A 16834-nucleotide genomic window follows, 5' to 3' on the forward strand; every position below is an offset into this window, starting at 1 on the left:
CAATACAGTCGAAACTAGAGGGGTTTACTAAGCCAATACCTTGGGCTAATAATCTAATCTGCAGCTTCGATATGTTTTTCAAGCAGGTTAACTAGAGTGTCATATTGCTGTTCCATGGTCACAAGCAAACTTTCAATCGCGGCAATATTCGGTTTATGAGCTTCAATCTCTATATTACCAAAGGTTTCATGTAGCTGCATTGCACCAATATCTCCACAAACACCTTTAAGTGAATGACTCAATTGGCAAATTTCTTCTAAAGATTGACTCTGGACGCTGCCTCGCAACTTTGCAATTTTTTCTCCAGTGCTTTGCAAAAATATATTACATATTTTGTTCAACAGGTTTTGATTATTCATCAACCGGGTAAGTGCTCCCTGTTTATCCCAAACCACGCAAGAGGTAATAGCTTGGGCAATAGATTGTTCCGTATCTCCACTGTCATTAATAATTTTAACCTTGGGTTTAAACACAGATAACACCCACTTAGTCAGTTTAGTTATCAATTTTTCAGCAGAAATTGGCTTAGTGACATAATCATTCATGCCAGCCTCTAAGCATTTTTGCCTTTCTCCCAGCATAGCATTTGCGGTCATAGCTATGATTGGAACATCAATATATAACTGACCAGCTTCACCGTTACGTATTTGCGCAGTTGCTTCATAACCATTCAAAATTGGCATCTGGCAATCCATTAGTACACAGTGAATAATTTCCCCACTGGCAGCAGATGCGAGCAATTTATCGATTGCTTGTTGTCCGTTGGCAGCTCTCACTGTTTCTACTGAAGTAGGTTTTAAAATGCCTATTGCCACCTCGACATTTATATCATTGTCATCCACAACCAATACTCTAGCACCGGTTAATTTACTGTCTACGGGAAGATCCACTTCAGCTATTTTAGGCTTTTTCTGCTCTGAATTGGCGTCGGCTAACGTTTGCTTTTTGTCGGTATATTTCAATAAAAACTCTGAAATAGACACGGGTTTGGAAATATAGATAGGCTTAAGACGTTTAAACATGGTTTTTGCATCGCGGGTATTATACAACATGACCACTTTCGCAGAGCTGTTGTTGGCATATTCTATAGCGTCCCAGCAATGTTCAAGTAACTGGGCCCGAGGATCAAGCTGATCAACAATAAAAATGTCAGGCAATTTTGCCGGCAGTTCAGTATTTGATTCTAAATAGCCGGTAATCTCATTATCTGGCATGACCTTAGCGCCGAGTTTGACGACCATATTACATAGACTTTGATGGAGTTGTTGATTCGCGACTAAGATGGAAACGAGTTTGCCACTGAGATGTTTCTCTGGACGTTTGAACGTCACGTTAACATTGGGGATATGTACTTGGAAATGAAACGTACTGCCTTTGCCTTTTTCTGATTTGAAGGTCACTTGGCCATTGAGTAATTTACTCAATTGTTTGCATATCGATAGTCCAAGGCCTGTTCCACCGTACTTAGCAGCGATAGCACTGTCTTCTTGGGAAAATGCACTGAATAATCGTTTCTGATTTTCTTCTGCGATGCCTATTCCTGTGTCTGTCACCGCGAAATGCAGACTGCAATGATTATCATCGAGTTGTTCTGAATAGGCGTTGACTAAAATATGTCCCTGATTGGTAAATTTAATTGCATTATTTAAAATGTTAGTAAGAATCTGTGAATAGCGATGCGGATCACTGATGATTGATTCACACTTTATATCAATGCTATCAAGTATAAATTCTAGGCCTTTCTCTTGCGCTTTGACTGCCATACTTCCGCACAAGCTTTCAATTAATTTACCAGGTTTAAATGCTTTGTAATCCAGGTCTAATTTACCCGCTTCTATTTTTGATAAATCTAAAATGTCGTTAATCAACACCGAGAGCGAGTTAACACTCACTTCCGTCATATCAAGGTACTGTAACTGTTGTTCACTAAGTGGTTCTTTTTTAATGAGATTTAAAGTGCCAATTATACCGTTTAGCGGGGTACGCATTTCATGGCTAATGTTAGAAATAAACGCGCTTTTAACATCGCTCGCTTTTTCCAATTGGGCGGTACGCCGAGCGACTTTCACCTCTAACTCAGCGTTTATTTTGCGGATTTTTTCATCGGCCTTTTTTAAGCTAGTAATATCCCGTGTAATCACCGCAACTCCACTGAAAGTAACGCCATCTTGAAGAATTGCAGACAGTGAAACCAACAGCTTAATGTTTTGATTCTGCTGTAAACAGGTTTCTAAAGACTGCTGACTCGAGCCACTTGCCAATTTATGAATAAGTTCATCAAAATTGACCTCAGGAAATAACGATAGCTCCACAACACGCCGACCTTCTACTTGCTCGAAATCTAAACCAAATAACGCCTTTGCGGCGCGATTCCAGCTTGATATTCGCCCATCGGTTGTTAACCCGAAAATAGCATCTTGCGAGCCGTTAACGATCGCCTCGGATTCCGCCCTTGCTTCAGCTAATTCCTGACTTCTACGCAACCCTCTCTGAAAAACCGCCAAAACGATTACTATTACAATAAATACAACAAATAAAATGGCATAGACATTGGTTCGTCTTTGCATCGCTAAATCACTTATTACTGCCTCTGGGGTTAGAATATGAGAGAGCAGAAAACCATCATTAAAATCACCACTGATAATTAATTTTTTAGCAGAAGAATAGAACTCTCCTGTTGGGTAGTGTTTCACTCTAGTAATATCGATTTGACTGCCCAAGTCTAGTTTCTGATTGTAATAACGATCCCAATTTGCTTCTGGGTTTAGGTCCTTGCTGTACATTAGTTCTGGATTAGGATGCACCAGAAAAAAGCCTTTGCTATCGGTTAAAATTAGTTGGTTCGGTTTATCAACAAGGCCTTGAATCGAATTCAGCAGTTCACTGGCATTGATATTTAGGATTAAGAAACCTAAACGTTCGACTTGATTGTTGAATACTGGTATGGATAATCTGAGCATAGGACGATAAGGAAATTCTATTTCGCCAAACTCACGATTTAGTGAAATTTCGGACAGATAAATTTGTCCCGCAGACAGTTTTATACTTTGCTGGTAGTAGTCTCTATCGCTCTTTTTTTGCAAGTGAGCATCGCCTACCACTTTTATGCCACCGCCACTTCGTTCAACGCGCACTAACTCTTTGCCTTCATTGCCAATGCCGATAAAGCGCATTTGTTCGTACTCGGAATTATTTTCAACAAAAGCTACAAAGATAGTTTCTAACCTTTGTTTCCATTGTTCATGAGTAGAACCATCTACTTCAGAATCTTGCACCATAGTATTGGCAAAACCTTCAATAGGAGGTGTACCAAACAAAAAGCGTAAGTCATTTCGATATTTGGAAAGGGATTGTTGTACCTGAGTGTCAATTCGACTATTTGTTACCCGCTGATTCTCTTCAACTAAAGCCATAATAGTAGTATTAAGTTGAGTTTCGAAAATGATAATAGCGATAGAAATTATTGATACAAATAGAAAAAAGGTAGGTATAAATAAGTTTTTCCCGCCATACCAAGATTTTATCTTGGGCAAACGTGGCTTTATTGACATTAAATACTCCGTAGAAAAAACTGCACCCAAAACCCTCTGTGCTTTTCAATAAATTGAAAGTTAACCAGATAGTAACTAATGATATAAAAGATTATGCGTAAATGACTTTAAACTTTAGTAGTTCGCTAAAAACAACGCAAGTTAACCGGTGAATTGATTCCGACCTTTTTGTTTTGCTAAATAAAGTGCTTTATCGGCATTTCGGATAATTTCATTGACTTTGTAAGATTCATTATTGCTTGTGCTATACAAACCAATACTTGCGGTAACGATTCCAAATGGTGACGCTTCGTGAGGCACCTTTAAATCCGCTATTTTTTGTAAAATAGTTTTCGCGATATGCTCAGCTCCAGCCCTATCGGTATCGGGCAAAAGGCATAGAAACTCTTCTCCGCCATAGCGAAATGACATGTCATTTGGACGATGTAAAACGTCTTTTAAAACATTACTGACCGAAATTAGGCATTTGTCTCCACTAATATGCCCATAACTGTCGTTAAAGCGTTTAAACCAGTCGATATCCAGCATAAGGAGTGATAATGGAGACTCGGTGCGACTAGACTGAAGCATATACTTATTCAATACATCTTCGAGTAAATGTCGGTTGTATAGCCCGGTTAAACCGTCGGTAAATGACATTTTTCGCAGAAAGTCAGATTGTGCTTTTAAAGTAAGGTGAGCTTTCACGCGGTTTAACAGTGTAATACCATTAACCGGCTTGGAAACAAAATCGACTCCTCCAGCCTCCCAACATTTATTTTCATCGTTTTGACTTTTAACCGAGGTGATAAAAATAACTGGGATGTGTTGTAGATTTTGATTATTCTTAATTGTCCGACATGTTTCTAACCCCGAAATCCCAGGCATCACTACATCCAATAGAATCAAATCCGGTGTCTGGTGCTGGCAAAACTCTAACGCCTCTTCGCCAGAATAGACAATTTTGGTTTTATACAAGTTCGCCAATAAGTCAGCGATAACCATAGCATTGATGGGTTCATCATCGACAATTAAAACAAGAGCCTCTTGCAAGGTACCTTGCTGTACATAATGTTTCCCAACCAACTACTTTTACCTTTTTAGTTATTTATGAAGGTTTATTTTTTGCTTTTTTTCGTCTTCTTTCGGACTCATTTACTGGCATAAAAAAAGTAAAAATTACTTTTCCACCAATCAATCGGTAGACGATTATTCAGCTAGCCATCAGAGTCATGAAAGGACGGAGTTACAACAAAAATTTCGACTTTCTGATGATATCAAAAAATAGATTAAATTCCTTTGATTTTTCTCCATTTTGAAATGTCTTTAATCGTCCTCAATAAGGAGCTGATAAATAGCCGAAAGAACAAACTAATGTCTGATAAATAATTAACAATTTCAAGAACCTAACCCCCTCATTACCAAGACAAATTAACGATAGAGCAGATTTTACTCACAATACATCGGACCAAGGTGAATGCTTCTGACAATTGTTAAAAATGAATAGGAAAGAAGTAATAAAGCAATGCGTCGTGCTGATATAACAACTAGGTGCTTGTTTTTGATTTCTAAAAAGCGGCTTGGGTTAAATCAAAGGGAAAATGAATTACCCACAATATAGAAGCCTATTAATTAATCAAAACTCATTAAACCTTTTGAATACAGCCGAATAAATTGAAATATCAGTCCTCTAGCGGTTGCATCATGTTTAAAATTCCACTAAGTTTTAGCATTCAGGTCTGCTCAGTGAATCAATCGATAGTAGATCAATAATTCGATTGTTCTTTATGCAGTAGGAGTGAACGTTGGAGATGATTACGTCGGAGTATCTGGTGGACAGAATTGCCTCTGGCGAGACTCAAGCTGAGCAACAATTGGTTAATAAATATTGGAAAAGTCTATTTTTTATTTTGAAAAAACAGGCTGACGATGACGAATTAGCCAATGACATAGCCCAAGATACTTTCCTCATAGTTATCGACAACATTCGCAATGGTAAAATTGAAAATAGCTCAGCAGTCGGCGCCTATATTCGTCGGACCGGGCTTAATTTGTTGATAGCCCATTTCCGCAAGGAGTCGCGGCGTAAAACCGAATATTCAGATTCAATCGACTTGGAATACCCAGACACGTCGAAATCCATTTTTAATTCACTCAATTCTGAAAAATTAGTACAAATTGTACAACAGGTTATTGATGAATTACCTGCCCAACGAGATCGAGATTTATTGTATCGTTATTTTGTCTATGGCCAATCCAAACAACTAATTTGCGACGAGTTTGAATTGAGCCCAGCGCACTTCGACAGAGTGTTATACAGAGCGCGCGAAAGACTTAAAGATGTCATTCAACTTAAATTAGGTATAGATCTAAATAAAACAACATTAACATCACTTTTGAGCCTTGCCTTAGCCTGTCAAGTTTCAGTTTCTGCCCAGTCTTCTTCAATTGATAATTTTTTTCACAATCAGGTGAGAGAAATCCAAATCCCGCAACACTTGGTTATTAACACCGACACGGAAGAATAGAACGGCCATTTGGGAAAACTATATAATTATGGTTTGTTGGCTGGAGAAAATAAGAGGTTCTAATGACACCAATGGATCAAGCATATATCGAAAGACGTGATATCGCCAATCGCTATATGCAAGGCAAGCTCTGTGCAGAAGAATGTGAAGAATTTGAAATTTACCTAATGGAAAATCCTGACGTTGTAGACCAATTGCAGCTCGACTCGATGTTTATTAAAGCGTTACCGTTTTTAGCTCAAAGCCCGAAACAAAAACCAACGTTTTGGCAATTGTTGTTTGCGACACCTGCGCGCGCTAGCATAGGTACTCTTTGTGCCGGTGCTCTGCTGTTTTCGTTAGTTGTCAATTTTGAACATTTGGTCACGTCGAATAGTACGTTCTCTTCGCCTTCCATGGTTTACGTGTCTTCAGCAAGAGGCAACACCTCCAATGTTGATCAGACATTTTCTCTTAATGATGTCTCATCATCTGTTTCTCTAGTCCTTCAAGACGAGTTTGATGTTACTAAAACATATCAAATCAACATGTTTATTAACTCCTCATCGAGTCCAATCTATACCGCGTCCTACACCCCTAACACCGAAGGGGAAGTAGTCATATCGGTAGATAAAGAGATGTTGCAAGTTGGTTTGATAGAAATTCAATATTCCCTTGATGAATCAAACAATAGAAATAAGAAATCGTTGGTAGTAGCAGTAAGAGATTAGTTATGTTGGATTTTAGTTTTACCCACAAACTTAAAAAGATGTGGAATCCCGATTATTTGAGTGATCCTGTATTACTGCAAATTGCAGAAAAATTATTGGAAAATAACAATACAGTACCATCAAGTAATCTTGATGCGGGAATGACTTATTTTGGGCAAATGATTGCTCACGATATTGCACCACATACCACCCCACCAGATCACCCAGTCAGAACGGTAAGCAATGAATTGTTACTGGAAAGTCTATATGGTCAAAACAATAGTATTGTGAATGACAGATTTGAGTTGCGCCCAATACAATGGCAAGGGGTAAAAGGTTTCGACGTTGCAAGAGACGACAATGGTAAAGCGCGAATTCCCGAACACCGCAATGACATCAACGATATTATTTGTCAGCTACATGCATTCTGGCAGAATTTTCACAACCAATTAATAGAAGCGCCATATCATTTCGATTTTGAAAATGCTAAATGCCACACCATACTAACCTTTCAGTTTGTGACCATTGAATATTATCTAAAAAATCTTTTAGATCCGCACATTTTTGAGGTGTATTTTAATCAACAGGCAAAGCCTGAATTACCCTTCAAAACCGAGCAGCGCTTAGATTATTTTCACAATAGTGCATTTCGTTTTGGTCACAGTATGGTGAGAAATAGTTACGCACTAAGGCGCTTTCAACCTGAAGTACCGTTGACCTCGTTGTTTGCATCTTCACAAAAAGTACAAGATAAACACGTAATTCAATGGCGTCGTTTTTTTGGAGACAATCAAAAAGCCAATAAAATTGATCTGTCTTTATCAGATGCCATGTCAAAAATACGTTTTCCTTCTGACAATTCAGAAATGATCCGTATTATCTTTAAAAATATATTGGCTGGGCTAAACAAACAAATTCCATCTGGATACAACATTGTTAAAAAAATCAATGCTCAAGCCGAGCTAAACGACATTTTTCAAATGACTCCTCTGGAAAAATTGTCACCGCAATTTGATGGCATTGAAAAGCTCAATATCCAGAACTTACCACTTTGGACATATATCCTGCAAGAAGCCGCTACCACTCAAAACGGAGAAAGGCTTGGTAAACTAGGGAGTATTCTAATTGCAGATGTATTACATGACGCTATCAATACTAAAGCCCTATCAATTTTCAAAAACGGTACTTATGATAAACGTCATGCATTGATGGTATTAGACGAAGTGAAAGATAAGTTACTCGACGAGAACAACAATGTAGACTTGCATAAACTTTTCAATGTGAACTAAGGAAACTGTATGCCCGACCAAATAATAAGAGAAATTACAGCTTTAGGCATAGAAGCGGTCGAACAAACTGGCGGAACTAAAACGCAGGAAGAAATAGTTTCACAAATTAGTCCTTGGTTTTTTGTTCCACAAAAAAGGTACTTTATTGAGATCAGTAAGAAAAAAATTGCTGATCTACTATATGTACAAGAAACGGCTGTCAATCAAGACGGTTCAAGTGCTAACGAATGGCCTGAGTTATTCAGATTAGCATCAGACAACACCGTATTTGTATTAAATGAAGATAAAACGCAACTGGTCAATATAAACGATGGCATCTCAACCATTATGTTTGATGATTTAGAAGGGTGGCACATCAAAGAATGGACCAACTTTCTACCGGCGGATGACAATCCAGATAGCGATATTATTGCCCATGTGATTTGGCAAGATAAATACGGAAACATAGCTAAATCAAAACACAGTTGGATAGTTTACCTTCTCGATTAACCCGCATCGCTGACTAAAAGTGCCACTTCCTCAAGGTGGCACTAGCTCCAAGTTTCTTATCCCAAACAAAATTTATAGGTTACAATGTGCCATCCATTGTTAACCAAAGACGTGTTTTGCTAAATATGTTCCGTTTTTTGTCCTACAGTCTTATCTTGTTGTGTGCCAGTTTTACCTGTAGTGCAATGGAATCTACCGCATTAACAGTCAATCAAGTTGGCCATGCAGCACTATTGAAGTTGAGTCATGCCGACCAGCCTTTAGAAATTGAAATTTTCGTTAATAATCAATTGGTTGAAAAAAAAGATATAGACAGCAAAGATACCGAGTATTTTAGCCTATTTCAGTTCCCACAAACCGATACTGAAACCAATAAAATTAGGGTGCTGGTAAATTATACTAAAATTTCTCCTAAAATCAGTTTGATAGAATTAGACAATACAGATTATTCTGCGTACCAAAACGTTATCGATATTTTGGCTACTCCTGCACAAACGCAAACTAATCAGCCCTATTCAATTGTTTCGCAAATAACCAATAGTGACCTAAATAGCGACTTCTCCAGATGGACGCTTCGCCGACTAATGGAAAATGCAAAGCAAGTTAAAAATGGCTCTCTTGGCTTTATTACTAGCTTTAATTTAAATAAATTCAGCGCCCAAGACATTATTGCTCAATGCGCAGTTTGGACTTCATCTTTTGAGCCTGGGAGCCAAATAGATGACCCAGTCAAAACTCAAGTTGCCGCACAATTAGCTGCAACTCTGTATGTTTATTCTAAACATCATGGCCAACTTAGTAATGATCAAACCGCGCTTCTAAACCAATCAAAATTTATTCAACATTGTGGAAGCATGTTTGCTGATATCGCCCATTCCCAACAAGCAGGTTTGGATCTGGATGTATACGCTAAAAATTTATATCAACAAGTACTCGAAGCACTATCTAAATCTCCTAATTGGCTGACGGCAGACATACTTCATCACCTTTGGTTCTATTACAATTTTGAAGACAAACATAACTTGGCATTAGAAACCGTTAAAAATGCGATTTCTAAAGCAGAAAATGCCCCTGAATATCGATTTTTAATGGCCGAACTCTATAGTAATGCTTTTTTATCTTCCTACCGAGAAGGCGCGTTTGCTCAAGCTCATAATTATTTAAATAAAGGGTTAAATATTATCAGTGATTCTAACAGCCCAGGTATTGCCCCCTTGTTATTTAGTAAAGGTTTTCTGCTTTTCCAAACAGGTGAATATGACACAGGTTCACGTTACTTTTCCAATACCATAAATCAGGTACAAAACACCTTGCCCAATCAGCAATGGGAACTTGCACGTTGTTTGAATTTAGGTCAGCAAGATTTAATGATTGCAAGAGCCGCCGTTATGATAGGGGCGACAAGTCGAGAGGAAGGTGATTTTGATGGGGCTAATCAATGGTTAGAGTGCGCCGAGCATTTATTGAAGAACCAACAGGATTATTATCAAATTGTATTACAAGTCGAACTCGCAAAAACGGCAATTAAACAAAAAGAATTCACTAAAGCCCAAACACACTTAAACAATGTATTTAACGATCCAAGAACACTTCACACCACTCAAATTGATGCAAAAATCCTGAAATTCAAAATAGACAATGTGTATTTAGCTAAGCCGATTGATAAAGATGAGCTTCAAGAGTTAGCAGCACTATTAGATTACGACAGTTTTTATAACGAAGATATTATTGATATTGAAAACAAAACCTACCCCATTAAACAGATCGAAGTATTTACGTTATTAGTTCAAATAAGTCAGCAAGAAAAATCTTTTAAGTGGGTTGATATTTTTGCTGAGAAGGCGATGTCATTAATAGAAAAGAGTCGATTAACCGTAGCCAATCCGCAAGCTTGGAATGCGGCTAGATTTAGTTTTATTAATACCTATATTACCTCGTTATTAGATAATGAGCGCATTAAAAATCAACCTCGTCATCACTACGCTAGACTTTTCGAAGTTTTGGAAAAGTACTATTCAGTTGACCCAAAACAAGAGAGAAACCTGTTTTCTATCGATGAAGTTGCGAGTGAAAATGAGGCGCAAATTCAACTTTTGTACAATATTTGGTTAGCAGAAGAAAAACAGATGTTGTTAAGCGACTCATCAAGCGAAAAACTGCGATTAGTTGAAGCAAGAGATGATTATCTAGCTAGAGTATTGAACGAACAAAATCACGATTCGAAAATTGCTAATATATCCTTAGATGCATTTCAACAATCGTTGCCATCAGATCAAATGTTGGTTAGATATTTTTCTGATGGACACACCATGTTTTCACTTAACGTCACACACAACGATATATCGGTTCAAAAAATAGCAAAAGTGGCAGAGATTGCGGAGATGGTAAAAAACTACGTTCACGGCACATATGCTTCTAGCAAACCATGGTTGAACACACAGTTTCGGGATATTTCTTTACTGCCAGTTGATGTCATTGAACAGCAAAAAATAACTAAAATTTTGATTATTCCCGATGAAAGTTTACATAAGATGCCGTTCTCTATGTGGAATACTGCCACAACAGCAGAAAGCTACAAACCATTAGTTGAAACCTCACAATCGGTTTTTATTACATCTGCCACTTCATATTTTGAGCAGACATTTTCAACTGACGCTGAGAACTTTGAAATTTCCATTTTTGCAAACCCTGATTTCACTGCACAGGTGAATGACATTACACCTGGATCCATATCTGAACGTTTAACATTAGCGGCTTTACCAGGCACGCTTAAAGAAGCAAAGTACGTAGCTAATTTATTTGCTGGTCACCAAATAAATAAAGGCTTTGCCGAAAATGCGACTAGTCAATTTTTAATGTCTAAAAAAGTTCGTAATTCAAACATTCTGCATATTGGAACACACGGCTATTTCGATAAAAAATTACCGGATATTGTTGGCGTATTAACCGCTGGAGAGAATATTAAAGGTAATTTAACCCCTGGATTTTTAAGCTTAAATCAATTGCTAAGTAAACCTGTATCTGCTGATTTAGTGTTTATTAGCGGCTGCGAAACTATGGTTGGGAAAAATTATAAAGGCTCAGGGATGCGTAGTATTACGCGAGGATTTTTAGCCCAAGGTGCTAAGACGGTGGTGGGTACTATTTGGGCTATTCAAGATCGACCGACTTCAGAATTCGTGAAACAGTTTTACGCAAACTTAGTGGAATCCGAAGGGGACGCCCCCAAAGCGCTACAGTTAACCCAATTTAGATTTCACTCTTCGGGCAAATATCGTCATCCAAAATACTGGGCAGGATTTGTACTCACCTCTTCAAATCAAGGCGACAGTCAGATTTTCGGGCCAGAATTAGCGAATAATTTATTTCCTCAGTAAAACGTGTAAAATTACACCCTTAAAAATCACAAAATCTTCGTGTTGCGACTAATCTATACACAAACATAACGTGAAAAGTACACGGGGCAGCAGGGGCAAAAGTATGAACGATACATTTTTATTCGCTGATGATATGCCGGAAGAAGTGGATTCCTTTGATTATAAATGGAATGTTTTAGTTATTGATGACGAGCCTGAAATTCACAACATAACCAAAATCGTACTCAATGATCTAGTCTTTGATGATGGACGACTAGCGTTACATAGTGCCTATACTGCAACCGAAGCTAAAAATATAATTTCAAATAGCCAACACGACTTTGCCGTAGCGATAGTGGATGTTGTGATGGAAACAGTTCATGCCGGTTTAGACTTTGTCAAATGGGTTAGAGAAGATTTAAATAACCATAAGATTCGGCTATTCCTGCGTACAGGACAGCCTGGTGAAGCCCCAGAAGAAAGTGTTATTCGGGAATACGATATCAATGATTACAAAAATAAGACCGAATTAACCGCGTTGAGATTAAAAACCTCTGTTTATTCTGCACTACGTGGTTATAGAGATATCTTAACCATAGAAAAACACCGTATCGGTCTGGAAAAAATCATTGCTGCTTCTTCCGAGTTTATTGAATGTGACACACTTCCTCAGTTTGGTTCGGCAATATTAAAGCAAGTAGCAGTAGTCTTAGGTATCGAGGAAGAGGCGGTAATTTGTTGCGCGGTTGCCAAAGACGCAAATAATAATTTGAGTAATGTTCATATACTTGCGTTGAACCAACCGCAACCGGTTGAGATAGAGACCTCGTTGTCATTGAGTAGCGAGGTTAATGCGCGAATCAAACGGGCATTGGCACTCAAACATTCGATTTACGAAGAAGATTATTTTATTGGTTACTTTACCACTAAGCGCAACACAGAAAATGTACTTTACGTAGCTCAAAATAAGCAATTAGAACCCATGCAACATCGTTTATTGGAGTTTTTCGCCCACAATATTGCCGTAGCTCATGAAAATCTGAAGCTACGCGATGTCATTAAGGACTCTCAAAAAGAATTGTCTTATATTATTGGCGAAGCGGTTGAAATGCGCAGCAAAGAAACCGGTAGTCACGTTAAACGGGTAGCGCAAACCAGCTACATGCTAGCAAAGCTATATGGTCTAGATGATTTCGACTCAGAGATGATTAAACTTGCCTCCCCACTTCATGATGTGGGGAAAGTAGGGATTCCTGATTATGTGCTAAACAAGCCTGACAAATTAGATAGCCTTGAATGGGAAGTGATGCAAACCCATGCTCAAATCGGGTTTGAAATGTTGGCTAGAACTGATAACCCGATTTTGCAATTAGGGGCTACCATAGCAAGACAGCATCATGAAAAGTGGGACGGCACAGGCTACCCGCAAGGTCTTCAAGGTGAAGAGATTGCTATTGCTGGGCGCATAACTGCACTTATGGATGTATTTGATGCTTTAGGAAGCAAGCGTTGTTATAAAAAACCATGGGCTAATCAGGAAATTATCGATTTCCTAAACGAGCAAAGAGGTAAAGCATTTGAACCTAAACTAGTCGATTTATTATTGACCAATATTAGTCAGTTTAATCAAGTTAGAGAGCAATACCCCGACAAATTTTAAGCCATATTACCCACATAAAAAAACGCATTTCAAAGTCAATTTTAAAATGCGTTTAATGGCTCTTGATTATTAAAATGAAGCTACAAGATAAAGCGACTCAAATCTTCATTATCAACAAACTTATCTAGATGTTCATTGACGTATTTAGCGTCTACCAGTACGGATTCGTTTTCCATTTCAGATGCATCAAAAGAAATATCTTCCATTAACCGCTCCATCACAGTATGCAGACGTCGAGCACCAATATTTTCAGTCCGCTCATTCACTTGCCAAGCAGCTTCAGCGATACGTCTTATACCGTCTTCAGTGAAGCTAACTGCAACTCCTTCAGTACCCATTAGTGCAATGTACTGCTCAGTGAGCGAAGCATTTGGCTCTGTTAGTATGCGAACGAAGTCTTCCACACTTAACGCTGAAAGTTCCACTCGAATTGGTAAACGTCCTTGCAATTCAGGTATTAAGTCAGAGGGTTTACTCATCTGGAAAGCACCTGAGGCGACAAACAAGATATGATCCGTCTTAACCATTCCATGTTTAGTCGATACCGTCGATCCTTCAACTAAAGGCAATAGATCCCGTTGCACACCTTCGCGAGAAACATCGGCGCTGCCAGTGCCTTCTCGTTTACAGATTTTATCGATTTCATCAATAAAAACGATACCGTTTTGCTCAACGTTAAACAGTGCTTTATCTTTCAATTCTTCCTGATTAACTAATCGCGCAGCTTCTTCTTCAACTAAAAGTTTAAATGCTTCTTTAATTTTTAGTTTCTTTTTCTTCTTTTGAGAACCAGATAAATTCTGAAACATGCCCTGAAGTTGATTGGTCATTTCTTCCATTCCAGGAGGCGCCATGATCTCTACCCCTACTTGAGGCAAAGCAACATCAATTTCAATTTCTTTATCGTCTAATTGACCTTCTCTTAATTTTTTACGGAAAGTTTGACGAGTACCTTTATCTTCAACTTTCTCTTTTTCACCCCACGCATTTTCTGGTGGTGGTAAAAGTGTATCAAGAATACGGTCTTCAGCAGCTTCTTCAGCTCGATACTTCACTTTTTCAGTTTCTTGCTCTTTGGTCATCTTAATAGAGATGTCTGCAAGATCTCGAATGATGCTTTCTACTTCTTTACCAACATAGCCCACTTCTGTGAACTTGGTTGCTTCTACTTTAATAAAAGGAGCATTGGCCAATTTAGCTAGGCGACGGGCGATTTCGGTTTTACCAACACCAGTAGGACCAATCATCAAGATATTCTTTGGGGTTACTTCCTGACGTAATTCAGGTTCTAATTGCATACGACGCCAGCGATTACGAAGTGCAATAGACACTGCTCGCTTTGCATCTTGCTGACCAATAATGTGCCTGTCCAACTCGTGGACAATTTCTCTTGGGGTCATCTCAGACATAAAAAACCTTTAAATAGTGTCGCACTGAGCGATTAAATCAGTGCTATTAAAATTAGTAATTCAACGTTTCTATTGTTTGGCTGTGGTTGGTAAACACACATATGTCACCAGCAATCGTCAGACTCTTTTCTGCGATTTCTTGTGCGCTCAACTCTGTATTTGCCAGTAACGCGGTAGCTGCCGCTTGGGCATAGGGACCACCTGAACCAATAGCGATGAGATCTTGCTCTGGCTGCACCACATCACCATTACCGGTAATGATAAAAGAAGCGGTATGATCAGCCACGGCCAATAACGCTTCTAACTTACGTAACATCCTATCGGTTCGCCAATCCTTTGCCAGTTCTACTGCAGCTTTAGTTAAATGCCCTTGATGCATTTCCAATTTACTTTCGAAACGCTCAAAAAGAGTAAAAGCATCGGCAGTGCCACCAGCAAATCCGGCGATTACTTTGTCGTTGTAGAGTCTACGCACTTTTCGTGCATTGCCTTTCATAACAGTGTTTCCTAACGAAACCTGCCCGTCACCTGCGATGACGACTTGATTATTGCGGCGTACGGATACAATGGTAGTCACGTCTGCTCCTTGTTTAGATCAACTTTATCAACCCACGTTAAATGCGAGTTACGATTCATGGAGTATATGTGGGGAGCGGGAAGGAATTTTCAAGCATTAAGGTTTAAGTATCTTAAAAAATGAAGACGATATAGGTGGATCAGCCCCAAATTTCACGTTTTGGGCTCAAGGCCATGCTACAAATGCAAAACAATCTGTAGGCGGGCGCTTTAGCCCCGTGGGAGATTTTAAATCCATGGCCTTAAATCCATGGCCTAAAGGCCATGCTACAAAAGCAAAACAATCTGTAGGCGGGCGCTTTAGCCCCGTGGGAGATTTTAAATCTATGGCCTAAAGGCCATGCTACAAATGCAAAACAATCTGTAGGCGGGCGCTTTAGCCCCGTGGGAGATTTTAAATCCATGGCCTGAAAGCCAAGCTACAAATGCAAAACAATCTGTAGGCGGGCGCTTTAGCCCCGTGAGAGATTTTAAATCCATGGCCTAAAGGCCATGCTACAAATGCAAAACAATCTGTAGGCGGGCGCTTTAGCCCCGTGAGAGATTTTAAATCCATGGCCTAAAGGCCATGCTACAAGGCTTAAAGGTCCCAGTACCAAATTTGGCAGGAACCAATACCAATACGCTGGATAACATGTCGGTCTGTCTCAGCATCTCTTTTATAATCGTATGGACCTAAAATGACACGATACCAAAGACCATTTTTACCTTCACTGGCCTTCACTAACGATTCTAATCCTTGCAGGGCCAATTGGGCGCGCATTTTTTCGGCTTGCTGTTTTTGCCTAAATGAACCGCATTGCATCAAATAAGGTCGCGCCGACTTTTCTTGTTCTTTACGATCTATCTCTACGCTACCGTGCTCAAGTTCTTCAGGATAGATATATTCTTCTTCTGGCATTTCAGGTAATGATTCCTGCTCATTGGTCTTCCCTTGTACCTTTTGCTTTTGTGGTTTTGGTTCCACTTGCGGCTGTTCTTGTGGAACCTCGTCTGAACTAGATGGGTGGCTTATGGCCCATAAAAAATAAGCAAAACCGCTGACGAGTATTAAGGTAATAAGAAATGGAAACCAAGGACGCTTCGGCTTTTCCACTTTTTTGACTGGTTTCTTTTTAGGTGCCTGACCGCGCTTTACAAAATCTTTGTGTGCCATATTTATTATTTTAATAAGTGAGAGTGATTTCTAGGATAATGAACTAACGGCAATGCATTTGAAATATATGATTAGTGATTACTCAGACGATGCATCTTATTCCTGAGTTCAGGGCAAATAGTATCGTGAACAGCCACATAAAACCAACAATA

The 16834-nt window shown here is 39.0% G+C and carries 11 protein-coding genes; 6 read left to right on the forward strand and 5 right to left on the reverse strand.

The features are described from left to right. Positions 1-53: 53 nt before the first annotated feature. Positions 54-3551 carry an ATP-binding protein gene (locus ABWV72_RS01020; protein WP_353368362.1) on the reverse strand — a complete coding sequence of 1166 codons (3498 nt, stop codon included), beginning with the start codon at positions 3549-3551 and terminating at the stop codon, positions 54-56. A 141-nt stretch (positions 3552-3692) separates the two neighbouring features. Further along, complete coding sequence (locus ABWV72_RS01025; protein ID WP_353368363.1) at positions 3693-4616, reverse strand: GGDEF domain-containing response regulator; 924 nt, start codon at positions 4614-4616, stop codon at positions 3693-3695. Between the two features lie 746 nt (positions 4617-5362). On the opposite strand from ABWV72_RS01025, the gene ABWV72_RS01030 reads away from it, so the two are divergent. The 6 genes from ABWV72_RS01030 to ABWV72_RS01055 all read left to right on the forward strand — a co-directional run bounded on the left by ABWV72_RS01030 (position 5363) and on the right by ABWV72_RS01055 (position 13541). Then, positions 5363-6058, forward strand: coding sequence for an RNA polymerase sigma factor (locus ABWV72_RS01030; protein ID WP_216049128.1), 696 nt, complete (start codon positions 5363-5365; stop codon positions 6056-6058). A 62-nt stretch (positions 6059-6120) separates the two neighbouring features. Beyond that, positions 6121-6768 (forward strand): hypothetical protein, encoded by a 648-nt coding sequence (locus ABWV72_RS01035; RefSeq protein WP_216049129.1) that lies wholly within the window; start codon positions 6121-6123, stop codon positions 6766-6768. A gap of 2 nt (positions 6769-6770) precedes the next feature. After that, positions 6771-8036: a peroxidase family protein gene (locus ABWV72_RS01040; RefSeq protein WP_216049130.1), complete on the forward strand. Its 1266-nt coding sequence runs from the start codon at positions 6771-6773 to the stop codon at positions 8034-8036. Between the two features lie 9 nt (positions 8037-8045). Further along, the gene (locus tag ABWV72_RS01045; RefSeq protein ID WP_353368364.1) at positions 8046-8525 is read left to right on the forward strand and encodes a hypothetical protein; all 480 of its coding nucleotides are present in this window, start codon (positions 8046-8048) and stop codon (positions 8523-8525) included. Between the two features lie 86 nt (positions 8526-8611). Further along, positions 8612-11902: a CHAT domain-containing protein gene (locus ABWV72_RS01050; protein ID WP_353368365.1), complete on the forward strand. Its 3291-nt coding sequence runs from the start codon at positions 8612-8614 to the stop codon at positions 11900-11902. Between the two features lie 103 nt (positions 11903-12005). Then, positions 12006-13541, forward strand: a complete 1536-nt coding sequence (locus tag ABWV72_RS01055) for a DUF3369 domain-containing protein (protein WP_353368366.1) — start codon at positions 12006-12008, stop codon at positions 13539-13541. An 80-nt stretch (positions 13542-13621) separates the two neighbouring features. On the opposite strand, the gene hslU is transcribed toward ABWV72_RS01055, so the two are convergent. The 3 genes from hslU to ABWV72_RS01070 form a co-directional block, all read right to left on the reverse strand. Then, on the reverse strand, positions 13622-14950 hold the full coding sequence (gene hslU, locus ABWV72_RS01060; RefSeq protein WP_216049134.1) for an ATP-dependent protease ATPase subunit HslU: 1329 nt from the start codon (positions 14948-14950) through the stop codon (positions 13622-13624). A 52-nt stretch (positions 14951-15002) separates the two neighbouring features. Then, positions 15003-15527 (reverse strand): ATP-dependent protease subunit HslV, encoded by a 525-nt coding sequence (gene hslV / locus ABWV72_RS01065; RefSeq protein WP_216049135.1) that lies wholly within the window; start codon positions 15525-15527, stop codon positions 15003-15005. A 579-nt stretch (positions 15528-16106) separates the two neighbouring features. Next, entirely contained in the window at positions 16107-16682 is a 576-nt protein-coding gene (locus ABWV72_RS01070; protein WP_353368367.1) for an SPOR domain-containing protein, read from the reverse strand. Between the last annotated feature and the right edge of the window lie 152 nt (positions 16683-16834).

This window comes from Aliiglaciecola sp. NS0011-25, from assembly GCF_040370605.1.
In the GTDB taxonomy this organism is placed as follows: Bacteria; Pseudomonadota; Gammaproteobacteria; order Enterobacterales; family Alteromonadaceae; genus Aliiglaciecola; species Aliiglaciecola lipolytica_A.

What these genes read in the sequence shown, in the direction of transcription:
- hslU (WP_216049134.1), bottom strand. Translation starts at nt 14,950, where the DNA reads ATGTCTGAGATGACCCCAAGAGAAATTGTCCACGAGTTGGACAGGCAC.
- ABWV72_RS01055 (WP_353368366.1), top strand. Translation starts at nt 12,006, where the DNA reads ATGAACGATACATTTTTATTCGCTGATGATATGCCGGAAGAAGTGGAT.
- ABWV72_RS01070 (WP_353368367.1), bottom strand. Translation starts at nt 16,682, where the DNA reads ATGGCACACAAAGATTTTGTAAAGCGCGGTCAGGCACCTAAAAAGAAA.
- ABWV72_RS01035 (WP_216049129.1), top strand. Translation starts at nt 6,121, where the DNA reads ATGACACCAATGGATCAAGCATATATCGAAAGACGTGATATCGCCAAT.
- ABWV72_RS01020 (WP_353368362.1), bottom strand. Translation starts at nt 3,551, where the DNA reads ATGTCAATAAAGCCACGTTTGCCCAAGATAAAATCTTGGTATGGCGGG.
- ABWV72_RS01045 (WP_353368364.1), top strand. Translation starts at nt 8,046, where the DNA reads ATGCCCGACCAAATAATAAGAGAAATTACAGCTTTAGGCATAGAAGCG.
- ABWV72_RS01040 (WP_216049130.1), top strand. Translation starts at nt 6,771, where the DNA reads ATGTTGGATTTTAGTTTTACCCACAAACTTAAAAAGATGTGGAATCCC.